Here is a 23,957-nt window from a genome sequence, read left to right on the forward strand (position 1 = left end):
TTCCGCCCTGTGCCCCTCCGTCGGGGAGGCGGCGGCGAAACGGGCGGAATGTTCGGGAGGGAACGCGGGTTGTTTCAGCTATAATAGTCTTGCAGCGGTCGCACTTCAAGCTGGCTGGCGCGGACGGCCCGGATCGCCTTGGCCGCGGCGAGCGATGCCGCCGCCGTGGTGTAGTAGGGAATCTTTATTTCGAGGGCCGTCGCGCGGATCGATTTCGAATCGATCAGGCTCTGCCAGCCCTCGGTCGTGTTGAAGACCAGCGACACGTCGCCATCGATCATCCGGTCGACGATGTGCGGCTGCCCCTGGGCGACCTTGTTGACGCGTTCGACCGGCAGGCCCTGTTCGGCGAGGTACGCCTGGGTCCCGGCCGTGGCGATGACGCCGAAGCCCTGTTCGATCAGCGAGCGGACGGCAGGCAGGATGATCGCCTTGTCGCTGTCTTTCACCGAGACGAAGACCACCCCGCCTTCGGGCAGGCGCGCGCCCGCCCCCAGCTGCGACTTGAGGAAGGCCGCGGGGAAATCGCGGTCGATCCCCATGACTTCGCCGGTGGAGCGCATCTCGGGCGTCAGGATCGGGTCGGCGCCGGGGAAGCGGGTGAACGGGAACACGGCTTCCTTCACCGCCATGTAGTCGAACGCGCGGCGGAAGGGCGGGAAGGCACTGAGCTTCTCGCCCGCCATCACGCGCGCGGCGATCTTGGCCACCGGCTGCCCGATGGCCTTGGCCACGAACGGCACCGTCCGGCTCGCGCGAGGATTGACCTCGATCAGGTAGACCTCTCCGTCCTTGACCGCGAACTGGACGTTCATCAGGCCCACGACCTTGAGCGCGCGGGCGAGCGCCTCGGCCTGGCGCTCCATCTCCTCGACGATTTCCGCCGGCAGCGAATAGGGCGGCAGCGTGCAGGCGCTGTCGCCCGAGTGGACGCCGGCTTCCTCAATATGCTGCATCACCCCGGCGATGCGCACGTCCTCGCCGTCGCACAGCGCATCGACGTCGCACTCGATCGCGTCGCGCAGGTACTGGTCCACCAGGACCGGGCTGTCGCCCGAGACGTGAACCGCGGTGGCGATGTAATCGTCGAGCTGCGCCTCGCTGTCCACGATCTCCATCGCGCGCCCGCCCAGGACGTAGCTGGGCCTCAGCAGGACCGGGTAGCCGATCCGCGCGGCGACCGCGGCGGCTTCGTCGCGGCTCTTGGCAATTCCGTTGAGCGGCTGCTTGAGCTTGAGCTGGTTGACGAGCCGCGCGAAGCGTTCGCGGTCTTCGGCCAGGTCGATCGCGTCGGGGCTGGTGCCGAGGATCGGAATGCCCTCGTCCTCCAGCGCCTGGGCCAGCTTCAGCGGCGTCTGCCCGCCGAACTGCACGATCACCCCGACCAGTTCGCCCGACTGCTGTTCGACCCGCAGGATTTCCAGCACGTCCTCGGCCGTCAGCGGTTCGAAATAGAGGCGGTCCGACGTGTCGTAATCGGTGCTGACCGTTTCCGGGTTGCAGTTGACCATGATCGTTTCGAACCCGGCCTCCGCCAGCGCGAAGCAGGCATGGACGCAGCAGTAATCGAACTCGATCCCCTGCCCGATCCGGTTCGGGCCGCCGCCGAGGATCACGACCTTGCGGCGATCGCTCGGCCGGGCCTCGTCCTCGGGCTCGCCGAAGCTCGGCGCCTCGTAAGTCGAATACATGTAGGGGGTGACGGCCTCGAACTCGGCCGCGCAGGAATCGATCCGCTTGAACACCGGCAGCACGCCCAGCTTGCGGCGCAGCTTGCGCACTTCCTCTTCGCTGGTCGCGCCGGCCATCGCGCGCACGGTGTCGTGCAGCAGGCCCGAGCGGGTGGCCTGGGTTTCGGCCAGCCCCCCGGCAACGCCGACCGAGCGCACGGCCAGCGTGGCCAGGCGGCGATCGGAAAAGCCCATCGCCTTCAGCCGCCGCATCCCGTCGGGATCGAGCGGCAGGCCGTTCTCGCTCACGTCCTTCTCGGCCGCGACGATATCGGCGATCTGGCGCAGGAACCACAGGTCGTAGCCGGTGATCGCCTGGATATCCTCCACCGTGAAGCCTTCGCGCATGGCCTGGGCGACCTTCAGCAGGCGATCGTGCGTCCGGCGGCTCAGCACGGTGGTGATCGCCTCGCGATCGGCCCCTTCCAGCTCGGCCACGCCGTTGAAGCCGTCCAGCCCGGTTTCCAGCCCGCGCAGGGCCTTCTGCATCGATTCCTGGAAATTGCGGCCGATCGCCATGACTTCGCCAACCGATTTCATCGCGGTCGAAAGCTCGGTCTTCGCGCCCTTGAACTTCTCGAACGCGAAACGCGGGATCTTGGTCACGACGTAATCGATCGTCGGTTCGAAGCTCGCCGGCGTCGCGCCGGTGATCTCGTTGGTGATCTCGTCCAGCGTGTAACCGACCGCCAGCTTCGCCGCGACGCGCGCGATCGGAAAGCCGGTGGCCTTCGATGCCAGCGCGGACGAGCGCGAGACGCGCGGGTTCATCTCGATCACGATCAGGCGGCCGTCTTCCGGGTTGACCGCGAACTGCACGTTCGACCCGCCCGTTTCGACGCCGATCTCGCGCAGCACCGCGATGCTGGCGCTGCGCATGATCTGGTATTCCTTGTCGGTCAGCGTCAGCGCGGGGGCGACCGTGATGCTGTCGCCGGTGTGGACGCCCATCGGATCGACGTTCTCGATCGAGCAGACGATGATGGCGTTGTCGTGCCGGTCGCGCACGACTTCCATCTCGTATTCCTTCCAGCCGAGCAGCGATTCCTCGATCAGCACTTCGGTCGTCGGGCTGGCGTCGAGCCCTTCGCGCACGATCCGCTCGAACTCGGCCTTGTTGTAGGCGATGCCGCCCCCGGTACCGCCGAGGGTGAAGCTGGGCCGGATGATCGCCGGCAGGCCGGTCCGCTCGAGCACCGCAAAGGCCTCGTCCAGCGTGTTGGCGACCCCGCTGCGCGCCGATTCGAGGCCGATCTTGTCCATCGCCTCGCGAAAGCGCTGGCGATTCTCGGCCTTGTCGATCGCGTCGGCATTGGCGCCGATCATCTGCACGCCGTGCTTGTCCAGCGTGCCGTCATTGAACAGCGCCAGCGCGCAGTTGAGCGCGGTCTGCCCGCCCATCGTCGGCAGCAGCGCGTCGGGCTTTTCCTTCGCGATGATCTTCTCGACGATCTCGGGCGTGATCGGCTCGACATACGTCGCATCGGCGAACTCGGGATCGGTCATGATCGTCGCCGGGTTGGAGTTGACGAGGATGACGCGATAGCCCTCCTCCTTCAACGCCTTGATCGCCTGCGTGCCCGAATAGTCGAACTCGCAAGCCTGGCCGATGATGATCGGCCCGGCGCCGATAACGAGGATCGAGGAGATGTCAGTGCGTTTGGGCATTAGAAATGGGCTTTCCCAAGCTGGACGAATTTGTCGAATGCGGCCTTGTCCAGCCGCGTAGTCTGCGAAAGCTTTCCAGGCACTTCTCGCGTAGATCGGCCATAGGTATCAATTTGGATGAAACGCTCGTTGCCGCAATCAACAAGTCGTACGACCGCACGTTCAACCTCATCATGTGGCTGGGCGTTGTCGGATTTCTCGACTTCAAAAGTGCGAACTGTGGCCATTACCGCTCTCCCAGCATCCCCACGAACTTCTCGAACAGGTAGAAGCTGTCCTGCGGGCCCGGGCTCGCTTCGGGGTGGTACTGCACGCCGAAGGCCTTCTTGCCCTTGATCGCGATGCCGCAGTTGGAGCCGTCGAACAGGCTGACGTGCGTTTCCTCGACCCCTTCGGGAAGCGCGGCGTTATCGACCGCGAAGCCGTGGTTCATGCTGGTGATCTCGACCACGCCGTCCGCCAGCCGTTTGACCGGGTGGTTCGCGCCGCGGTGGCCCTGGTGCATCTTGGCGGTCTTCGCCCCCGCGGCCAGCGCCAGCATCTGGTGGCCGAGGCAGATGCCGAAGATCGGCATGTCGCGTTCCAGCAGGCCCTTGATCACCGGCACCGCGTATTCGCCGGTCGCCGCCGGGTCGCCCGGACCGTTGGAAAGGAACACGCCCTGCGGCGAAAGCGCCATGATCTCGTCCAGCGAGGTCTTCGCCGGAACCACCGTCACCCGCGCGCCGGCGCGCACGAGGTTGCGGAAGATGTTGTCCTTGCTGCCGTAATCGATCGCCACGACATGGGGACGCCCCTCGTCGCGCGGGGAACGGCCATAGCCGCTGCCGAGCCGCCAGTAGCCGCCTTCCCAGCGTTCCTGCTTCTCGCGGCTGACGCGCCGGGCGAGGTCCATCCCTTCCAGCCCCGGCCATTCCTGTGCGCGCCGGAGCAGCGCCGGGATGTCGAAGTTTCCATCGGGATCGTGCGCGATTACCGCGTTGGGCGCGCCGTTCAGCCGGATGCGCCGGGTCAGCGCGCGCGTATCGACGCCCGACAGGCCGATCTTGCCCTGCGCGGCCAGCCACTCGCCGAACTCCTCGCGGGCGCGGAAGTTCGAATGCGGCGTCACCTCCTCGCGCACGATGCAGCCCACCGCGCCTTCGACCTTCGATTCGACGTCTTCGGCGTTCGCGCCGACGTTCCCGACGTGGGGGAAAGTGAACGTGACGATCTGCCCGGCGTAGGAAGGGTCGGTCATCACTTCCTGGTAACCGGTCATCGCGGTGTTGAAGCACACTTCGCCCACCGCGGCGCCCACGGCCCCGAAGCCCCTGCCCCAGACCAGGCTCCCGTCGGCCAGAACCAGCACGCCGGTCGCTCCTTTGGGTTGCGCAGGCGTGTTAACGGGGTCTGCCATGGGGCGCTCCGAGTTCATTGGTTTTCCGGTAATGTCGCTAAGTCCCAGCCGCTAGGCGCGGGCGCGGTTTCCGTCAACCTGTCCAATTGCGAATTATCGGGGTAAGGCCCCCGGCATCGAGAAATTCCTTTGCGCAAGAGAGCTTTTTCCATGATCCGCGACGACATCAAGCAGGCCACCGTCCAGGCGATGAAGGCGGGCGACAAGCAGCGCACGGCCGCGCTGCGGCTGATCGCCGCCAAGATCAAGGACCGCGATATCGAACAGCGCACCAGCGGCAAGGACGTCGACGACGACGCGCTGGTGACCGAGGTGCTGCAGAAAATGGCCAAGCAGCGGCGCGAATCGATCCAGATGTACGAAGACGGCGGCCGCACCGAGCTGGCCGAGCAGGAAAAGGCCGAGCTGGCGGTGATCGAGGAATACCTGCCGCAGATGATGGACGAGGCCGAAACGCGCGCCGCGATCGCGGCGGTCAAGGCCGACCTCGGCGCCGATTCGATCAAGGACATGGGCCGCGTCATGGGGGAACTAAAAGCCCGCCACGGCGCTGTGCTCGACATGAGCCGGGCCAGCGCCCTGGTGAAGGAGAGCCTTGCATGACACGCCGTTTCGCCATCCTCGCCGCGGTCGGCACGATCGCCCTGGCCGCATGTTCGGACAATACCGGCAGCGATGGCGAAGAGGCCGTGACCGACCTCGACCGGGTCGCGAGCGACGGGGCGGCGGAAGCGGCCGCGAAAGCACTGCCGGCAGGCGATTTCGCCGAGCTGACGCTGGGCGCGAAGATCGCCGGACCGCGGGGCGAGGACGTCGAGGGGGCGCTGTCCAACGCGGCCGGCAACTTCGCCGACATCCGTTCCTACGTCGCCTGTCCGGCGGGGATCGACCCGTGCGATCCGGCCAGCGCGCCGGCGGGGACGGTGTTCACTTACGTCCACGTCGTCCATCCAGGGGAGGACAACGACCCGTCCACCGGCGACGGCGAAGGCAATACCTCGTCCGACGTCGAACGCGCGAGCGAGTTCCGCCTGACCATGCCCGCCCATGGCTTCACCGGGCAGGCCGGCTATTCGAAGGCGGAAGCCCTCGCCGCCATCGGGGCCAAGGCCGACGTGGTCGTCACCTGCCACGAAGGCGGCATCGTCTGGACGGTGAACGCGGGCGACGGCGGGGATCAGTGGGAACAGGCCGAGCCGCTGACGTTCTACTGGCAATCGACCGTGCCGCCCGCCGGGCCGCGCGATGCCTATGCCATTTTCGCCAACTATACCGCCGCCCACGGCCCCGGCCCCTACCCGGCGGCCGACGAAGCGGCAGGCAACGCCTGCACCGCCCCGCGCGCGGCCGGCTGATCGCCCTTGCGCTCGCCGGGCGCGCCGCGCATTGATCGCGCATGGCGCTGACCCCCCAATGGCTGGACGAACTGCGATCGCGCGTGACGCTGTCGAGCGTCATAATGCGCACGACCAAGCTCCAGCGCGCGGGGCGCGAGTGGAAGGCCTGCTGCCCGTTCCATGACGAGAAGACGCCCAGCTTCACGGTAAGCGACGAAAAGGGGTTCTATCACTGCTTCGGCTGCGGCGCGCACGGCGACGTGATCCGCTGGATGACCGACCAGCGCGGCCTTTCGTTCATGGACGCGGTCAAGGAACTCGCCGCCGAAGCCGGGATGGAGATGCCCGCCCCCGATCCGCGCGCCGCGCGCCGCGCGCAGGAACGCGCCGGACTGCACGACGTGATGCAGGCCGCGCAGGACTGGTTCGCCGCCAACCTGCAGGGGCCCGGCGGCGCCCGGGCGCGCGAATACCTCGCCTCGCGCGGGTTCAGCCCGCGCACGGTCGAGCGGTTCGGCTTCGGCTTCGCGCCGGGGGAGCGGCAGGCGATGAAGGCCGCGCTATCGCAGTTCGACGAAAGCCTGCTGATCGAGGCCGGGCTGCGGATCGCGGTCGAGGATCGCGATCCCTACGACCGTTTCCGCGCGCGCCTGATGCTGCCGATCCACGATGCCCGCGGGCGGGTGATCGCGTTCGGCGGGCGCATCCTCGAAAGCGACAGCAAGGCGCCCAAGTACCTCAATTCGCCCGATACGCCGCTGTTCGACAAGGGGCGTACGCTCTACAACCTCCACCGTGCCGGCCCCGCCTCACGCCAGAGCGGGCGGATGATCGTGGTCGAAGGCTACATGGACGTGATCGCGCTCGCGGCCCACGGGTTCGAGGACGCCGTGGCCCCGCTCGGCACGGCGCTCACCGAACAGCAGATCGAGCTGCTCTGGCGCATGGTCGAACGGCCGGTGCTCTGCTTCGACGGGGACGCCGCCGGCCAGCGCGCGGCCATGCGCGCGATCGGGCGCGCCCTGCCCCTGCTGCGCCCTGCCCATTCGCTCGCCATCGTGCGCCTGCCGGCCGGGCTCGACCCCGACGACCTGCTGAAAAAGGAAGGGCCGGCCGCGATGGAAAGGCTCCTGGCGGCCCCCGCCACCCTGCTCGACACGCTGTGGGAGTTCGAGAAGAACGCCCAGGCGCTCGACACGCCCGAGGACAAGGCCGGGCTGAAGCAGCGCCTGCTCGATCACGTCGAGCGGATCGAGCATCCCGATATCCGCGCCCTCTACAAGCGCGAGCTGCTGGAGCGCTTCTCCGCCTTCGCCTTTCCCCGGCGCGAGCGCAGCTTCACCCCGCGCGGGGGCGGGCCGCGCGACCGGCGCCAGGCGATCCCGCGCCTTTCGCCCGAGACCGCCCGCCGCCTGCGCGGCGCGCGCGAGGGGTCGCGCGACCAGCTGGTCTCCGCCGTTATCGCCGGCCTGATGCGCTACCCCGACGAGGCGCTCCGCCATGCCGAGCAGCTGGGCCGCTTCGCGCAGCTCGACCGCAAGGCCGGCCCGGCGGTGGACGCGGTGCTGGAAGCGGTGGAAATGCTTGAACCGGGCGAGACTTTGCCCATATCGTCGTTCGACGGTCCCGTCGCGCCGCCGGATAACACCCGCTTCGCCTTCCTCGGAGAAGGCATCGATCCGCAAGTCGCGCGCGAACAGTTGGCCGAAGCCGTGGCGCTGCTGGTCGAACGGCCTGCGCTGGAAGCTGCCCTCGCCGCAGCGACAGCGCGGTTCGAAACCGACCCGGAAGGAGCTTTCGCCGAGCAACAGAGATTGCTCAAACGAAAGCTGGAATTTGAGCGGCGACTAGGGCAAATGTCGAGCCGACGGGCTGCTTCGGCGGCCCAAGCTGATTCAACGCGCCGGGGGGAGACAGGGCCCGCCAATGGCGCAGACACGGAATGAACGCATCTTCATGGCAACCAAGTCGAAGAACTCCGACACCGATGACGCACCGCTGATCGATCTCAACGAGGCGTCGATCAAGAAGCTCATCAACCGTGCGAAAAAGCGTGGCTACGTCACCGTCGACGAACTGAACGAGGCCCTGCCGCAGGACCAGATGACGACCGACCAGATCGAGGATGTCATGTCCGCGATCTCCGAGATGGGCGTCAATATCGTCGAGAACGACGAAGAGGCGGAGGCCGACGCCGATGCCGAGAGCGAGGTGGAGGAAATCGCCGCCGACGCCGACGGCGACGGTGCGAAGCCGGCGAAGAAGACCGCCGCGGCCGCGGCCAAGAAGACGACCACCTCTGATCGCACCGACGACCCGGTGCGCATGTACCTGCGCGAGATGGGGGCGGTGGAACTGCTGAGCCGCGAGGGCGAGATCGCCATCGCCAAGCGGATCGAGGCCGGGCGCGACACGATGATCATCGGCCTGTGCGAGAGCCCGATCACCTTCCACGCGATCATCCAGTGGTCCGAAGCGCTCAACAGCGAGGAAATGCAGCTGCGCGAGATCCTCGATCTCGATGCCATGCTGTCGAAGGAACCGCCGGCCGACAAGATGGAGGAAGGCGCGGAGGACGACGACGGCGAGATCTCCGAGGAGACCGCAGGCCCGTCGATCCGCGAGGACGACGAAGTCGACGAAGAGACCGCCGAGGACGAGGAAGAGGGCGAGAACGGCCGGCGGCGCGAGGAAGACGACGAGGAAGACAACACGATGTCCCTCGCGCAGATGGAGGCCGCGCTCAAGCCGGACGCCGTCGAGCGCTTTGCCCGCATCACCGACCTGTTCAAGAAGTTCGAGAAGATCCAGGCCGAGCGGGTCGACACGATCGGCCGTGGCGAGGATTTCCCGGCGGCGAAGGAAAAGAAGTACGAAAAGCTCCGCGAAGAGCTGACCGCCGAGGTCGAGAGCGTCCAGTTCCACGCGACCAAGATCGAGTTCCTGGTCGACAACCTCTATGCCTTCAACCGCCGCCTGACCGCGCTCGGCGGCCAGATGCTGCGCCTCGCCGAACGGCACAAGATCAAGCGGGCGGACTTCCTCGATGCCTATATCGGCAACGAGCTCGACGATTCCTGGCTGAAGGACCGCGCGAAGAAGGACAAGAAATGGGCCGCCTTCGCCGATCGCGAGGGCGAGGCCGTCGAACGCATCCGGGCCGAGATTTCCGACATCGCCAGCCAGACGGGCATGAGCCTGGAGGAATTCCGCCGCATCGTGAACATGGTGCAGAAGGGCGAGCGCGAGGCGCGCATCGCCAAGAAGGAAATGGTCGAGGCGAACCTGCGCCTGGTGATCTCGATCGCGAAGAAGTACACGAACCGCGGCCTGCAGTTCCTCGACCTGATCCAGGAAGGCAATATCGGCCTGATGAAGGCGGTCGACAAGTTCGAGTACCGTCGCGGCTACAAGTTCAGCACTTATGCCACGTGGTGGATCCGCCAGGCGATCACCCGCTCGATCGCCGACCAGGCCCGCACGATCCGCATCCCGGTCCACATGATCGAGACGATCAACAAGCTGGTGCGCACGAGCCGCCAGTTCCTGCACGAGCAGGGCCGCGAACCCACGCCGGAGGAAATGGCCGAGCGCCTCTCCATGCCGCTGGAGAAGGTTCGCAAGGTGATGAAGATCGCCAAGGAACCGATCTCCCTCGAAACGCCGATCGGCGACGAGGAAGACAGCCACCTGGGCGATTTCATCGAGGACAAGAACGCGATCATTCCGGTGGACGCGGCGATCCAGGCGAACCTGAAGGAAACCGTCACCCGCGTGCTCGCCAGTCTCACCCCGCGCGAGGAACGCGTGCTGCGCATGCGTTTCGGCATCGGCATGAACACCGATCACACGCTGGAGGAAGTCGGCCAGCAGTTCTCGGTGACACGCGAACGCATCCGCCAGATCGAGGCCAAGGCCCTGCGCAAGCTCAAGCACCCGAGCCGCAGCCGCAAGATGCGTTCCTTCCTCGACCAGTAGGCTCCGCCGGGCGGAGGCGGCCCGTTCCCCCTTCGCCCGCGCGCCTGTGCGACAAAATCCTGACATGAAAGGCATTCGGGCGGGAACCGGAGCGGTTCTCGCGCGCTATTGGCGCACCCGAGGGAGGGAAATCGTGAGCGTCAGCATTGTCCATTGACTTCGAGGCGCTGTTCGCGCGGTCCCCCAATCCGTACGTCGTGCTCGATCGCGATCTGGTGATCGTGTGGATGAACGACGCGTACCTGCGCGTCACGATGCGCAAGCGCGACGACATCGTCGGCAAGACGATGTTCGACGCCTTCCCCAGCCCGGAGGATTCGGACAGCCATCGCCAGCTGCGCGCCTCGTTCGCGCGCGTCCTGGAGACGCGCGAAGTCGACGAGATCGCGCTGATCCGTTACGACATTCGCAATCCCGACGGCAGCATGGATGCCCATTACTGGAGCGCCACGCACACCCCGTTCCTGGGGAAGGACGGCGAAGTCGCCTATATCCTGCAGCACACCGTCAACGTCACCGAACTCCACGGCCTGCGCCGCCTGCGCGACGAGGTCGATGTCATTCGCCGCGCAGCTGCGGTGGAGCTGCGCAACCGCGGGTTGGAGGAGGAAAGCCAGCAGCTGAAGCGGCTGCTCGAACAGGCGCCGGGCTTCGTCTGCGTGCTGCAGGGGCCGGAGCACCGCTTCGTGATGGCCAATGCCGCCTACCGCCGCCTGATCGGCGACCGGCCCCTGCTGGGCCTGCGCGTGATCGAGGCCCTGCCCGAAGTGGTCGAGCAGGGTTTCGTGGACTTGCTCGACGAAGTGCGCGCCAGCGGCAGGCCCTATTTCGGCAGCCGCGAGAAGATCGCCCTGCGCAACCGCCCCGACGCGGAGCCGGAGCAGCTCTACCTCGAATTCATCTACCAGCCGATCTTCGACGAGGATGGCGAGGTCTCCGGCGTGTTCGTCCAGGGCCACGACGTGACCGAGGAGGTCGAGGCCGAAGAACGCCAGCGCCTGCTGATCAACGAGCTGAACCACCGGGTGAAGAACACGCTCGCGATCGTCCAGGGCCTGGCCCAGCAATCGTTCGCGCGCGCCGAGCAGCCTGGCGAGCGCGCGCTGGAGAGCTTCTCCGCCCGCCTCTCGGCGCTGGCAAGCGCGCACAACCTGCTGACGGCGTGCAACTGGGAAGCGGCGGACTTGCGCGAGCTGATTACCGGCGCACTGGAGGCGACCGCCGGCCCGGCGAACGACCGCTACCGCGTCGACGGGCCCGACGTCGTCCTGCGTCCGCAGCCCGCGGTCGCGCTGGCGATGATCGTTCACGAGCTTTCGACCAACGCGATCAAGTACGGCGCCCTGTCGTGTGCCGAAGGGCGGATCGCGGTGTCCTGGCGCATCGTCCCGGCCGGGGACGCCGGCGACGATCGCCCCGGCGCTCCGACGCTTGTCATCGACTGGGCCGAGAGCGGCGGCCCGCCGGTCTCGCCGCCGGAACGCGAAGGCTTCGGCTCGCGCCTTATCCGCCGGGGCCTGGGCGACCGCGGGGGCAAGGTGGAACTGGACTATCGCCCGGAAGGGTTGCGCTGCAGGATCGAGGCCACGCTATGAAGATGAACGGTGCACGCATCCTGGTGCTGGAGGACGAACCGATCATCGGCTTCGCGCTGGAAGATATCCTGGCCGCCGAAGGCGCGCACTCGTTCCTCGCGACCACGCTGGACGAGGCGGAAACGGCCGTCGCGGGCCAGGCCTTCGATTGCGGCATCCTCGACGTCAACGTCCACGGCGGCAAGAGCTACGGCGTGGCCGCGCGCCTGCGCGAAGACGGGATACCCTTCCTCTTCGCCACCGGCTACGGCGACACCGCCCATCCGCCCGAGTTCGCCGACGTGCCCACGCTGTCCAAGCCCTACAGCCCGGGCCAGGTTCGCCGGGCGATCGACGCCATCGCCTGAGCGCGCGGCACCTCGCGCCAGCGAAGGCGGGACAACTGCGCTTTTGCGGGTGGCACAGCGCGCCCGAAAGGCTTATGGGCGCGGCCATGCGTATTGCCATAGCTTCCGATCACGCGGCCATCGAGATGAAAGCCGCCCTGCGCGAATGGCTGATCGAGGAAGGCCACGAGGTCGCCGACCTCGGCCCGGACAGCCACGACAGCGTCGACTATCCCGACTTCGGCTACAAGCTGGCCGCCGTCGTCGCCGAGGGCACGGCGGAGCGGGGCATTGCCCTGTGCGGTTCGGGGATCGGCATCTCGATCGCGGCCAACCGCAACCCCGGCGCGCGCTGCGCGCTCGTGTCGGAACCGCTTTCGGCCGGTCTCGCGCGCGAACACAACGATGCGAACATGATCGCCCTCGGTGCGCGGCTGATCGGAATCGAACAGGCCAAGGCCTGCGTTTCCGCCTTCATCGGCACCGATTTCGGCGGCGGGCGCCACCAGCGCCGCGTCGACAAACTCTCGAACCCCAGCTGCTGAGACCCCTGATGACCGCGACCGCTACCCAAGCCGACAGCACGAACCGTTTCTGGCACGACAGCCTGGCCGACGCCGATCCCGAGATCGCCGGCGCGATCCGCGACGAGCTGAAGCGGCAACGCAACAAGATCGAACTGATCGCGAGCGAGAACATCGCCAGCCGCGCCGTGCTCGAAGCGACCGGCAGCGTCTTCACCAACAAGTATGCCGAAGGCTATCCGGGCAAGCGCTATTACGGCGGGTGCGAATATGCCGACGTGGTCGAAACGCTGGCGATCGAACGGGCGAAGGAACTGTTCGGCTGCGAGTTCGCGAACGTTCAGCCGAACTCGGGCAGCCAGATGAACCAGGCCGTGTTCCTGGCGCTGCTGGAGCCGGGCGATACCTTCATGGGGCTCGATCTCAATTCGGGCGGGCACCTGACCCACGGATCGCCCGTCAACATGAGCGGCAAGTGGTTCAATGTCGTGCCCTACGGCGTGCGCAAGGACGACGAACTGCTCGACATGGAGCAGGTCGAACGGCTCGCGCATGAACACAAGCCGAAGCTCATCATCGCCGGCGGCACGGCCTATTCGCGCCAGTGGGACTTCGCGAAGTTCCGCGAGATCGCCGATGCGGTCGGCGCCTGGCTGCTGGTGGACATGTCGCATTTCTCCGGCCTCGTGGCCGGCGGCGCGCACCCTTCCCCCTTCCCCCACGCCCATGTCGTGACCACGACCACGCACAAGAGCCTGCGCGGCCCGCGCTCGGGCGTGATCCTGACCAACGACGAAGGAATCGCGAAGAAGGTCAACAGCGCGGTCTTCCCGGGCATGCAGGGCGGGCCGCTGATGCATGTCGTCGCGGCCAAGGCCGTCGCCTTCCGCGAGGCCCTGCGCCCCGAGTTCAAGGCCTATGCCGGCAACGTGGTCGAAAACGCCCGCGCGCTTGCCGCCAGCCTGGAAGAAAACGGCCTGCGGATCGTTTCGGGCGGGACGGACAACCACCTGATGCTGGTCGATCTCACGGCCAAGGACGTGACCGGCAAGGCAGCCGAGAAAGGGCTCGATCGCGCCTGGCTGACCTGCAACAAGAACGGCATCCCGTTCGATACCCGCAGCCCCTTCGTCACCAGCGGCGTCCGCCTCGGCTCGCCCGCGGGCACGACGCGCGGCTTCGGCCCGGCGGAGTTCCGCAAGGTCGGCGAACTGATTGCCGAAGTCGTGGACGGCCTGGCCAAGAACGGCCCGGAAGGCGATGCCCAGATCGAGGAACGCGTTCGCGGCCGCGTGAACGAGCTGTGCGAAGCCTTCCCCGTCTATCCGGGAATGTGATGCGCGATGCGATGCCCCTTCTGCGCGCATGACGACAGCCAGGTAAAGGACAGCCGCCCGGCGGAAGACGGCTCGGCCATCCGCCGCCGGCGCCAGTGCACCAGCTGCGGCGCACGCTTCACCACGTTCGAGCGCGTGCAGCTGCGCGAAGTGACGATCGTCAAGAGCGGGGAACGCCGCGAGACGTTCGATCGGTCGAAGCTCGAACACTCGGTCGCCCTCGCCTGCCGCAAGCGCGGGATCGAACAGGAACGGATCGACCAGCTCGTCTCCGGCATCCAGCGCCAGGTGGAAACCGCCGGCGAAAGCGAAGTGCCGTCGAGCCGGATCGGCGAACTGGTGATGGAGGGTCTGCGCCAGATCGACAGCGTCGCCTATATCCGCTTCGCCAGCGTCTATCGCGATTTCAGCGAGGCCCGCGATTTCGAGGAGTTCGCCAGCACGGTCCACGAGGCCGGGGCGCAGGGCACGGGCGGCGCCTGACGTGACAGCAGGGCCCGGACCGCACGGCGAAGGCGCCCCCAAGGGTGGCGACGGCGGCACCGGCCGGCCGGTGATCGTGCTCGTTCGCCCGCAACTGGGCGAGAACATCGGCAAGGCGGCGCGCGCCATGCTCAATTTCGGGCTGACGGAAATGCGCCTGGTCGCCCCGCGCGACGGCTGGCCCAACCCGGCCGCCGGCCCCGCGGCGGCGGGTGCGGACGTGGTCCTCGAACGGGCCAGCGTCCACGAGACGCTGGCCGACGCGGTGGCCGATTGCGCCCATGTCTATGCCACGACGGTGCGCAAGCGCGGCGTGACCAAGCCGGTCGTCACGCCCGAGCGGGCCGCGGCCGAGATGGCGTCGGCCACGGGGCGTTCGGCGATCGTCTTCGGCCCCGAACGCTCGGGCCTGGAAACCGACGATGTCGCACTCGCCCGCGCGATCCTGACCGTGCCGATCAACCCGGCCTTCGGCTCGCTCAACCTCGCGCAGGCCGTCATCCTCTGCGCCTACGAATGGTCGAAGACGCAAGGCGACGCCAGCGAGCTGGTGCAGCCGACCGAGGAAGAGGAACTGCCCCCCGCCCCCCAGGCCGAGCTGGAGGGGATGATCGCGCAGCTGGAGGAAATGCTCGGCCCGCGCGGCTATTTCCTGCCCGAGACGCGGGCCGCGGCGACGCGGCGGACATTGCGCTCGATGCTGACCAAGCCGGGGTGGAACCACCTCGAGGTGCGCACGATGCGCGGCGTGCTGTCGAGCCTGGCGAAACCGCCGCGGGGCTAGGCCTTCAGGCGGTCCCACTCGTCCAGTTCGTAGGCGATCGACGTCTCGACCAGCCGGTCCCAGATCGCGGCGATCGCATCGGCCGGCAACCCGCGTGCCGCGGCATCCTCGCGCGCGGCGGCGATGACCGCGGCCTTGCGCCCCTCGTCGCGCACGGCGTCGCGCGATGTCTTTATCCGGGCGGCCGCGCGCATATATCCGAAGCGCCGGTCGAGCAGCGCCATCAGCTCGCGATCGGTGGCATCGACGCCCGCGCGCACGTCGCCCATGTCGCGGCAGGCCTCGGGCAATGGATAGGTCTCGGTCATGGAGGTGCCCCTGCCTTCCCGCACCGCGCTTGTCGAGCCGATAACCGCTCCCGCTCCGCGCTCCCACCCCTGCTCCGGGCCAGGCCTGGCCCCGGCGCGCGGCGAAGGACGATGGAACGTCCCCTTGACCGGGCCGCCGATCCTGCTAATGGGCCGCCTTCGCGAATTGGCCCCGCACCCCGGTGAAGCGGCGGCCGCGCCGGAAGGTTTCTTCCGGCGGTGCGATGCCGGGTTCAATGGTCGGTCCCGCCCCGATGGTCGGTGCGGGAGGCGATCCAGCAGATCGAAGGACACGACTTATGTCGAAGCGCAAGAGCGCCAAGTACAAACTCGACCGCCGGATGGGCGAAAACATCTGGGGTCGTCCCAATTCCCCGGTCAACAAGCGTTCCTACGGCCCCGGCCAGCACGGCCAGCGCCGCAAGGGCAAGATAAGCGACTTCGGCCTGCAGCTGCGCGCCAAGCAGAAGCTGAAGGGCTACTACGGCGACGTGACCGAGAAGCAGTTTAAGGCCACGTACCAGCAGGCATCGCGGATGAAGGGCGATACCAGCCAGAACCTGATCGGCCTGCTCGAACAGCGGCTCGACATGGTGGTCTACCGGGCCAAGTTCGCGCCGACGATCTTCGCCGCGCGCCAGCTCGTCAGCCACGGCCACATCCGCGTCAACGGCGTGAAGTGCAACATCGCCAGCCGTCGCATCAACGTGGGCGACGTCGTCAGCCTGGGCGACAAGGCCAAGGAAATGGCGCTGGTCATCGAGGCGCAGAGCCTGCCGGAGCGTGACATTCCCGATTACGTCGCGCCCGACGGCACCGACAAGGTCACGTTCACGCGCGTCCCGACGCTCGACGAAGTGCCCTACCCGGTGACGATGGAACCGAACCTGGTGGTCGAGTTCTACTCGCGCTGATCCGGCCGCGAGGCACGAAAGAGACAGGAGGGCGGCCCCGCGGGGCCGCCCTTTTTCGTTGCGCGGTGCCCGCCCCGCTGCGGCGAAGAGGCCGGCGCCGGCGGCGCTAGCGCTCGAGCGAGGCGGCCAGGAAGGCGTCGATCTCGCGCAGCATCCGCTGGCGCGCCGAACTGGCCACCAGCGAGTGGGCGAGATCGTCGAACTCGATATAGGTCACCGTCTTGCCCGCGTCCTCCAGCCGGTCCGCCATTCGCCGCGACTGGCGCACGCCGACGTTCTGGTCCAGCGTTCCGTGGAACAGCAGGACGGGCGCGGCGAACCGCTCCGCATTCAGCGCCGGGCTGCCCGCCCGGACGTGCGGACCGTTGCCGATGAAGGCATCGACGATGCCGTAGTTGGTGAATGCGCGCGACTCCTCGCGCAGCTGGTCGAGATCGGTCACGGGCGCGATCGCGACAACGGCCTTGTAGAGGGCCGGGTCGAGCACTTGCGACTGCAGCGCCGCGTACCCGCCGTAGGACCAGCCCGCGATCGCCAGCCGGTCCGGGTCGGCGATCCCTTCCGCAACGAGCCAGCGCCCGGCGTCGTTCACGTCGCCCACCGCGGTTTCCCAGGCCTGGAAGCCGTTGCGCCCGAACCAGGCCGAACCATACCCGGCCGATCCGCGGAAATTGGGCTGCAGCACGGCATAGCCGCGCGCGGCGAGGAACTGCACGATCCAGTCGAAGCCCCACTCGTCGCGCGCGCCCGGCCCGCCGTGCGGCAGGACCACAGCCGGGAGATCGCGCCCATCTTCCGCCCCGACCGGCATCGTCAGGTAACCGGGGATCATCGTCCCGTCGGCCGCCGGGAAACGGACGTGCGACATCGTCGCCATCGTCCGCCCGTCGAGCTGTTCGCGCAGGGGAAGAATGGGATTGAGCTGGCCGGTGGCACGGTCGAGCAGGTAGGACATGCCCGGATCGACATCGCTCGATGCGACGATCATCAGCTTGCTCTCGTCGGCGTTCGCATCGATGATATCGATCAGCGGCTCGCCCGGGAGCGCGGCCGACAGGCTCCCGGCCAGCGCGGCAAGCTCGGGATCGAAATAGACCACTTCGCGCTTCTCGGTCGCGTAGCTGGCCCCGACGACGCGGTTCCTGCGCCCGATGGTGATCAGCTGGTCGACATCGACATCGCTGCGCCCCAGCACTTTCTCGCGCCGTCCCGAACCGTCGAGCGCGACGGTGAACACCGCATCGTACCCGTCGACCTCGCCAAAGCCGTAGACGACATCCTTCGCCGTATCGACCGCGACGGGGTAGAATTCGGCGAAGAAGTCGTCGCCGTCCGTCGGGGGATCGAGCCGTTCCCAGCTGTCGGAATCGCGCGTGCGGTAATAGTAGCTGGCGCTTTCCGCCATGCGCCCGAGCGAATCGAGCGGCCGCCTGACCTTGATCCGCACGCGGCCGTTCTCGTCCGCGATGTAGCGGGCCGCCCCGTCGTCGGGCCGCTCCACCCGGCGCCGCGACTGGGTATGGATATCGACTTCCTCGACCCCCAGGCCCCCGTCGCGGTTGGCCAGCCGGGTATCCGCCCCCGATTCCTCCACCCACTGGCGGGTCATCAGGATCTTGTCCTCGCTCCCCTCCACGTCGAGGGCCAGGATCGTGCCGCCGTCCTGCCTCGGCCCGAGCGCGCGCCAGCTGTTCGAGCGCGAGAGCAGGTCGACATCGCTGCCGTCGGCGCCGATCGCGATCATCCGCGTGAAGCCGACCATCGCCTCGGTCCGCTCGGCAATGCCGTAGAACCGGCAGACCAGCCGGTCGTCGGTCGCCCAGTCGCAGCGGTGCAGGTCCAGCTTCGGTTCGCTGTTGCTGGCGATCGCGCGCGGCATCGGGTCGCCTTCGAGGTCCACGACGTAGAGGATTTCGCCGCTGTCCCGATGGGGCGCGATATAGGCGATCTTGGTGCCGGAGGGGCTGAGGCTGAGATACTCGACCGATTGCCGGGCCCCGAACAGCCGCGCGGCCTCCTCCCCCGATTCGGCCCCCGTCCCCGATTCGGCTACCGCCGGTGCCGCTATCGCCATCGCTGCCGCAGCCGCGGCCATCGCACCTCGAATTCTCACCCCTGTTCCCCCGGTCGACCCCGTTCGTCGGGCGACAGGTTGCAAACCCGCCCTTCGCTTTGCAAGCGAAACCCGTCAGCGCAGGTAATCGCCGCGGAACCGGGCCGCGAAGTCGGCGAAAGCGCCCTCGGCAATGGCCTGTCGCATCGCGGCCGTCAGCTGCTGGTAGAAGGCAAGGTTGTGCTCGGTCGTCAGCATGGCGCCGAGGATTTCCCCCGCCTTGTGCAGGTGGTGGAGATAGGCGCGCGAATAGTGCCCGCACACGGCGCAGCTGCACCGCGGGTCGAGCGGGGCCTCGTCCTCCGCATGGCGGGCGTTGCGCAAGTTCACCGGGCCGTTCCAGGTAAAGGCCTGGCCGTTGCGGCCGGAACGGGTCGGCAGGACGCAGTCGAACATGTCGATCCCGCGTTCGACCGCGCCGACGAGGTCGTCGGGCTTGCCCACCCCCATCAGGTAACGCGGGCGGTCCTCGGGCAGCATCCCCGGCGCGAAGTCGAGCGTGGCGAACATCGCCTCCTGCCCTTCGCCCACGGCGAGGCCGCCGACGGCGTAACCGTCGAAGCCGATCTCGGTCAGCTTCTCGGCCGATACGCGGCGCAGATCCTCGTCCAGCGCGCCCTGCTGGATGCCGAACAGGGCCGCCCCCACGGCATGGTCGCCCCCGCGATCGAAGGCCTCGCGGCTGCGCCGCGCCCAGCGCATCGACAGTTCCATCGAGGCCGCGATCTCGTCGCGCGGCCGGTCGGCGCGCGGACACTCGTCGAAGGCCATGACGATGTCCGAACCCAGCAGGCGCTGGATTTCCATCGACCTTTCGGGCGAGAGCATGTGCCGCGCGCCGTCGATGTGGCTGCGGAACTCGACCCCGTCCTCGCTCAGCTTGCGCAGGGCGGCAAGGCTCATGACCTGGTAGCCGCCGCTGTCGGTCAGGATCGGGCGCTGCCAGTTCATGAACCGGTGCAGCCCGCCCAGCCGCGCAACCCGCTCCGCGCCCGGGCGCAGCATCAGGTGGTAGGTATTGCCGAGCAGGATGTCGGCCCCCGTCGCGCGCACGGTTTCCGGCTTCATCGCCTTGACCGTGGCGGCGGTGCCGACCGGCATGAAGGCGGGCGTGCGGATCTCCCCCCGCCGCATGGCGATACGGCCCGTGCGGGCCTTGCCGTCGACCGCGTCGACGCGAAAGGCGAACCGGGGCGCGTCCATCAGAAGTCGTAGACGAGGGTGAGCCGCGTCACGGTATCGGTCGAGACTTTCCCCGCCGGCGGCTTGCTGTCGTAATCGACCGCATAGCTGACCCGCGACCGCAGCCGGTCGCTGACTTTCGCGTCGAGGCCGGTGACGAGGTTCAGCGTCGTGCGGGTGGAATCGACGATCACCGTCGCCGTGCCGCCCGTTTCGGCAACCATGTTGGCATCCTGCGTCAGCGCGAGCCGATCGGCGATCTGCCAGTCGAAATCGAAACCGAACAGGGCGGCCAGGCGGGTCTCGTTCTCGCCTTCCTCGAAATCGGTCAGGCGCAGCGCGGGGCCGGCCTTGACCGACAGCTTCAGGTCGTCGCGGTCGGCCACCTGGTAACCGACGCCGCCCGACACGGCATAGCGCCCGGTGAAGCCCTGGAGCGCGTTCCGCTCGTACTGGGCGAGGCCGTAGAAGAACAGCTCGTCCTTGATCTGGTAACGCGGTTCGTAAGCGAACAGGAACTGCTCGCGGCTCGTCACCCCGTTGGACCGCTGGTAGTCGGCATTGGCACGCAGCGCGTGGCTCCAGTCCTGGCCCTGCCGCTTGAGCTTGAGGCCGGCGGACAGGCCGACGTTGTCGCTGTTGCCGCTCGACTGGAAGCCGCCGAGCTGCCCCTCCCCGCTCCAGAGATCGAAAAGGCCGGCTTCCTGGATCTTGCGCGCTTTCTCCTCGCGCGCGAGGCGGGCGGCCTCGGCCTGGCGGGTCTTCCAGCCTTTCTCGATCGCGTCGATCTCTGCCTTGCCGTCGGGATGCGTCTTGCGCGCCAGCGATAGGACGGTGCGGACCTGGCCCGCGTCGCCGGTCTCGAGGGCCGCGTCGATCATCGCGCGCACGCCCCCGGGCAGTTTGCCCTCGGATTGCTCGCCTTCGGCCAGCTCGCTTCCGGACCCGTCGCTTCCGGACACGTCGCTATCGGCCGCGGGCGTCGCGGGTTCGGACGGGCCGGCCCGGGCCGCCGAAGGCGCGGCCACGGCCAGGGCGGCTGCAAGGGCCGCAATCGGTGCGAGCGACGGCGTGGACATCGGCCGAATTGCGTAGCGCGTCATGTCCGCAGGCGCCACCCCGTGCGGAAAATCGTGGCGATGATCGCGATGCAGAGCGCCAGGAAGCCCAGCGTCAGGCCCAGCGAGATACCGATCGACACGTCGGAATCGCCGTAGAAGGTCCAGCGCAGCCCGCTGACGAGATAGACGATCGGATTGGCCAGCGCGATCTTGTCCCACGGCGCCGGCAGCATGTCGATCGAGTAGAATGTCCCGCCGAGGAACGTCAGCGGCGTGAGGATCAGCAGGGGCACCATCTGCAGCTTCTCGAACCCTTCCGCCCAGACGCCGAGGATGAACCCGAGGAGCGAGAACGACGCGGCCACGAGCATGATGTAGATCAGCGCGAAGAACGGATGCGCGATCGTGTAGTCGACGAAGACCATGGCCGTGAGCAGGATGATCGCGGCCAGGATCAGGCTCTTGGTCGCGGCCGCCCCGACGAAGCCGAGCAGGGTCTCGACCACGCCGACCGGGGCGGAGAGCAGTTCGTAGATCGCGCCGGTGAAGCGGGGCATGTAGATCCCGAAACTGGCGTTGCTGGTGCTTTCGGACAGCAGCGTCAGCATCAGCAGCCCGGGGACGATGAAGGCCCCGTAGTCGAGCCCGCCGACTTCCGAGATGCGCCCGCCGATCGCCGCGCCGAAGACGATGAAATAGAGGCTCGTCGTCAGCACCGGCGAGACGATCGAGCCGAAGACGGTGCGGCGGAAACGCGCCAGCTCGTTGCGATAGATCGCATATGTCGAACGCCAGTTGATCATGCCGCCAGCCCCTGCCGTTCGACCAGGTCGACGAAGATGTCTTCCAGGCTCGATTCCTTCTGATCCAGCGCGGTGAAGGCGATCCCCGCCTGAAGCAGCGCGGTGGCGACCGCCGCCACTTCGGCCTTGCCCTTGCCCGTCCCGTCGCCGCCGCGATAGCTCAGCACCGCGCCGTCTTCCGCCAGGGTCACCGGATAGGCGCGCAGGCTCTCGGGCAGGCTGGAAACCGGGGCGGCGAGAACGAAGTGCGCCTCGGTCCGGCCGAGCCGCTTCATCATCGCCTCCTTCTCGTCCACCAGCAGCAGGCGCCCCTTGTCGATCACGCCCACGCGGTCGGCCATTTCCTCGGCCTCCTCGATGTAATGGGTGGTCAGGATCACCGTCACGCCCTGGTCGCGCAGGCTGTCGATCTGGCGCCACATGTCGCGGCGAAGCTCCACGTCCACGCCGGCGGTCGGCTCGTCGAGGAACAGCAGTTCAGGATCGTGCGCGAGCGCCTTGGCGATCAGCACCCGGCGCTTCATCCCGCCCGAAAGCTTGCGGATTTCCTCGTCGCGCTTGTCCCACAGGCTCAGCGAGCGCAGGACTTCCTCGATCCGGGCGCGGTCGGGCGCGCGGCCGAACAGCCCGCGCGAATAGCCGACCTGCCGTTCGACCGTGTCGAACATGTCGAACCCCAGTTCCTGCGGCACCAGGCCGATCCGCTGGCGCGCGGTGCGCCAGTTGTTCGCCAGGTCGCCGCCGAAGGCGTGGATCGACCCGGCGCTGATGCGGACCATGCCGCACACGGCCCCGATCAGCGTGGTCTTGCCGGCGCCGTTGGGGCCGAGCAGCGCGAAGATCTCCCCCCGGCGGATCGAGAGATCGACCGAGTCGAGCGCCTTCAGCCCCCCGGGATAGACCTTCGTCAGGCCGCGAATATCCAGGATCGGATCGTGAATCGGTTCCATGGCGCGGGACAATCGCGCGCCGCCTGCCACTTGCCAAGTGTTAAAAGGCCGCCACCCAGTTGCCGTGGAAACCGGGCGGGATCACGTGCGGAACGTGGATTCGCGCGACGTCGTCCAGCGTCATGGAATCGAGAATGGCGAGGTCCGTCACGCACTTGGCGCGATCGATCACGAAGCCCATGACCCAGCCTTCGCCCTCCGCGGCATCGGGCGCGCCGGGCACGAATACGAATTCGCCGGGCACTGCATCGGCGCCGAAAGACCGCTCCACCGTCTCCCCCGTGCGCAGGTCGTGGCAATAGAGCGGCGCGCTGGCGAAGTATTCGGGGCTGGCATCGTCGGGCAGGCCCACGGTCCAGACATGGCGGCAGGGGCGCGTGAAATGGCGCTCGTCGCAGCGGGGAAACTCCTGCGGCGCGGCGCTCAACGTCTCGCGCGCGACTTTCCCGCCGGCCGGATCGACCGTCCACCGCTCGAGCCCCAGGTTGCGGCCGAAGGGGCCGAGCATCGCCCCGTCGAACATCGTCTCGTAAGCGCAGCAGTCGATCACCGCCCGCCCCTCGGCATCCTCGAAGCTGTTGGCGACATGGAAGACATAGGCCGGATCGACATCGTGCCAGGTCACCTCTCCGGCGTCTCCGTCGCGCGGCAGCAGGCCGACGCGCGCGCGGTGGGCCGGGTTCCAGCGATAGGGAAACCGATGCCCGGCGATCAGCGCCTTCATCGACAGCGTGACCGGCAGGTCGAAGATCACGACCCACGACGCGGTAAGCGCGCAATCGTGGATCGAGGGGCCGTGTTCGACCGCGATCGGCACTTCGCGCATGACCTTGCCCGCCGGGTCGAGCGCGACATGGGTCACGCGGTCGGGCCGCGCGGCATCGTAACAGATCGCGTGGTATTCGCCCGTCGCCGGGTCGCGGTGCGGGTGGGCGGTGAAAGAGCCCGCCAAGCCGCCGCCGAAATCGCTGTAACCCAGCGTTTCGAGGTCGTCCGAAAGCTCGGCCGGGTAGGACCCCGCCTCGACCAGCGCGAGAATGCCGGTGCCGAAGGGGATGACATTGGTGTTGACCGTGTCGTTCATCCCGCGGCGCGGGCCGGGCGCGGCCGGCAGGCCCGAAACTTCTTCCAGCGCGCGCGAGCGGATGTAGCGGTTGCGATACCACCGCGCCCGGCCCTGCGCGATCCGCACGCCGTGGACCATGCCGTCGCCGACGAACCAGTGGTGGCCGCGCGGGTCGGCATGTTCCGGGTTAGGCCCGATCCGCAGGTATCGCCCGTCGAGCGCGGCCGGGATCGTCCCCGTGACCGGCAGGTCTTCCAGCGTCAGCTCCTCCTGCATCGGTGCGTGGAGCCCCTGCGTGAAGGGATTGTCCTGCTCCAGGCCGGAACGGTTGAACGCGGCAATCTTGCCGATCCCTGCCGTTACCGCGCCGCGAATGGTCTTTTCCAGAACGCTTGCCAT

21 protein-coding genes are annotated in these 23,957 nt (G+C 67.8%); 11 read left to right on the plus strand and 10 right to left on the minus strand.

What is annotated here, in order from left to right:
* Nucleotides 1-74: 74 nt before the first annotated feature.
* Genes carB through carA form a run of 3 tightly spaced genes read right to left on the minus strand, consistent with a single transcriptional unit; the run spans nt 75 to nt 4,797 of the window.
* Nucleotides 75-3,398 carry a carbamoyl-phosphate synthase large subunit gene (gene carB, locus GRI72_RS05610; protein ID WP_160732950.1) on the minus strand — a complete coding sequence of 1,108 codons (3,324 nt, stop codon included), beginning with the start codon at nt 3,396-3,398 and terminating at the stop codon, nt 75-77.
* Entirely contained in the window at nt 3,398-3,625 is a 228-nt protein-coding gene (locus tag GRI72_RS05615; protein ID WP_160732951.1) for a hypothetical protein, read from the minus strand. The genes carB and GRI72_RS05615 overlap by 1 nt, the downstream gene beginning before the upstream one ends.
* Nucleotides 3,625-4,797, minus strand: coding sequence for a glutamine-hydrolyzing carbamoyl-phosphate synthase small subunit (gene carA / locus GRI72_RS05620; protein ID WP_160732952.1), 1,173 nt, complete (start codon nt 4,795-4,797; stop codon nt 3,625-3,627). Before carA ends, GRI72_RS05615 begins: the two co-directional genes overlap by 1 nt.
* A 150-nt stretch (nt 4,798-4,947) precedes the next feature.
* Between carA and GRI72_RS05625 the strand changes: the two genes are divergently transcribed.
* The 10 genes from GRI72_RS05625 (at nt 4,948) to GRI72_RS05670 (ending at nt 15,161) form a co-directional block, all read left to right on the plus strand.
* A complete protein-coding gene (locus tag GRI72_RS05625; protein ID WP_160732953.1) occupies nt 4,948-5,400 on the plus strand; it encodes a GatB/YqeY domain-containing protein in 453 nt (150 codons plus the stop codon).
* Nucleotides 5,397-6,152: a hypothetical protein gene (locus GRI72_RS05630; protein ID WP_160732954.1), complete on the plus strand. Its 756-nt coding sequence runs from the start codon at nt 5,397-5,399 to the stop codon at nt 6,150-6,152. The genes GRI72_RS05625 and GRI72_RS05630 overlap by 4 nt, the downstream gene beginning before the upstream one ends.
* 41 nt (nt 6,153-6,193) lie before the next feature.
* Nucleotides 6,194-8,080 (plus strand): DNA primase, encoded by a 1,887-nt coding sequence (gene dnaG / locus GRI72_RS05635; protein WP_160732955.1) that lies wholly within the window; start codon nt 6,194-6,196, stop codon nt 8,078-8,080.
* Nucleotides 8,081-8,090: 10 nt separating this feature from the next.
* Nucleotides 8,091-10,112, plus strand: a complete 2,022-nt coding sequence (rpoD, locus tag GRI72_RS05640; protein WP_160732956.1) for an RNA polymerase sigma factor RpoD — start codon at nt 8,091-8,093, stop codon at nt 10,110-10,112.
* A gap of 146 nt (nt 10,113-10,258) precedes the next feature.
* A complete protein-coding gene (locus GRI72_RS05645) occupies nt 10,259-11,707 on the plus strand; it encodes a sensor histidine kinase (RefSeq protein ID WP_237486811.1) in 1,449 nt (482 codons plus the stop codon).
* 2 nt (nt 11,708-11,709) lie between these two features.
* Nucleotides 11,710-12,054: a response regulator gene (locus tag GRI72_RS05650; protein WP_160732957.1), complete on the plus strand. Its 345-nt coding sequence runs from the start codon at nt 11,710-11,712 to the stop codon at nt 12,052-12,054.
* Nucleotides 12,055-12,140: 86 nt separating this feature from the next.
* Complete coding sequence (gene rpiB, locus GRI72_RS05655) at nt 12,141-12,578, plus strand: ribose 5-phosphate isomerase B (RefSeq protein WP_160732958.1); 438 nt, start codon at nt 12,141-12,143, stop codon at nt 12,576-12,578.
* Between the two features lie 5 nt (nt 12,579-12,583).
* Nucleotides 12,584-13,894: a serine hydroxymethyltransferase gene (gene glyA, locus GRI72_RS05660; RefSeq protein WP_419880237.1), complete on the plus strand. Its 1,311-nt coding sequence runs from the start codon at nt 12,584-12,586 to the stop codon at nt 13,892-13,894.
* Nucleotides 13,895-13,900: 6 nt separating this feature from the next.
* Complete coding sequence (nrdR, locus tag GRI72_RS05665) at nt 13,901-14,377, plus strand: transcriptional regulator NrdR (protein WP_160732960.1); 477 nt, start codon at nt 13,901-13,903, stop codon at nt 14,375-14,377.
* A gap of 70 nt (nt 14,378-14,447) precedes the next feature.
* The gene (locus GRI72_RS05670) at nt 14,448-15,161 is read left to right on the plus strand and encodes a TrmH family RNA methyltransferase (protein WP_160733231.1); all 714 of its coding nucleotides are present in this window, start codon (nt 14,448-14,450) and stop codon (nt 15,159-15,161) included.
* Here GRI72_RS05670 and GRI72_RS05675 read toward each other — a convergent pair.
* Complete coding sequence (locus GRI72_RS05675; RefSeq protein ID WP_160732961.1) at nt 15,158-15,469, minus strand: chorismate mutase; 312 nt, start codon at nt 15,467-15,469, stop codon at nt 15,158-15,160. The two genes, GRI72_RS05670 and GRI72_RS05675, sit on opposite strands and share 4 nt — an antisense overlap.
* Before the next feature lie 299 nt (nt 15,470-15,768).
* Between GRI72_RS05675 and rpsD the strand changes: the two genes are divergently transcribed.
* Nucleotides 15,769-16,383 carry a 30S ribosomal protein S4 gene (rpsD, locus tag GRI72_RS05680; RefSeq protein ID WP_160732962.1) on the plus strand — a complete coding sequence of 205 codons (615 nt, stop codon included), beginning with the start codon at nt 15,769-15,771 and terminating at the stop codon, nt 16,381-16,383.
* Nucleotides 16,384-16,489: 106 nt separating this feature from the next.
* Here rpsD and GRI72_RS05685 read toward each other — a convergent pair whose 3' ends face one another.
* The 6 genes from GRI72_RS05685 to GRI72_RS05710 all read right to left on the minus strand — a co-directional run bounded on the left by GRI72_RS05685 (nt 16,490) and on the right by GRI72_RS05710 (nt 23,957).
* Nucleotides 16,490-18,457: an alpha/beta hydrolase family protein gene (locus GRI72_RS05685; RefSeq protein ID WP_237486813.1), complete on the minus strand. Its 1,968-nt coding sequence runs from the start codon at nt 18,455-18,457 to the stop codon at nt 16,490-16,492.
* Between the two features lie 114 nt (nt 18,458-18,571).
* Entirely contained in the window at nt 18,572-19,699 is a 1,128-nt protein-coding gene (gene tgt / locus GRI72_RS05690) for a tRNA guanosine(34) transglycosylase Tgt (RefSeq protein WP_160732964.1), read from the minus strand.
* On the minus strand, nt 19,699-20,781 hold the full coding sequence (locus GRI72_RS05695) for a DUF481 domain-containing protein (RefSeq protein ID WP_160732965.1): 1,083 nt from the start codon (nt 20,779-20,781) through the stop codon (nt 19,699-19,701). Before GRI72_RS05695 ends, tgt begins: the two co-directional genes overlap by 1 nt.
* Complete coding sequence (locus GRI72_RS05700) at nt 20,778-21,542, minus strand: ABC transporter permease (protein ID WP_160732966.1); 765 nt, start codon at nt 21,540-21,542, stop codon at nt 20,778-20,780. Before GRI72_RS05700 ends, GRI72_RS05695 begins: the two co-directional genes overlap by 4 nt.
* Nucleotides 21,539-22,492 (minus strand): ABC transporter ATP-binding protein, encoded by a 954-nt coding sequence (locus GRI72_RS05705; RefSeq protein ID WP_202388946.1) that lies wholly within the window; start codon nt 22,490-22,492, stop codon nt 21,539-21,541. Before GRI72_RS05705 ends, GRI72_RS05700 begins: the two co-directional genes overlap by 4 nt.
* Nucleotides 22,493-22,532: 40 nt before the next feature.
* Nucleotides 22,533-23,957, minus strand: coding sequence for an 8'-apo-carotenoid 13,14-cleaving dioxygenase (locus GRI72_RS05710; RefSeq protein ID WP_160732967.1), 1,425 nt, complete (start codon nt 23,955-23,957; stop codon nt 22,533-22,535).

It is taken from the genome of Pelagerythrobacter marinus (assembly GCF_009827515.1).
In the GTDB taxonomy this organism is placed as follows: Bacteria; Pseudomonadota; Alphaproteobacteria; order Sphingomonadales; family Sphingomonadaceae; genus Pelagerythrobacter; species Pelagerythrobacter marinus.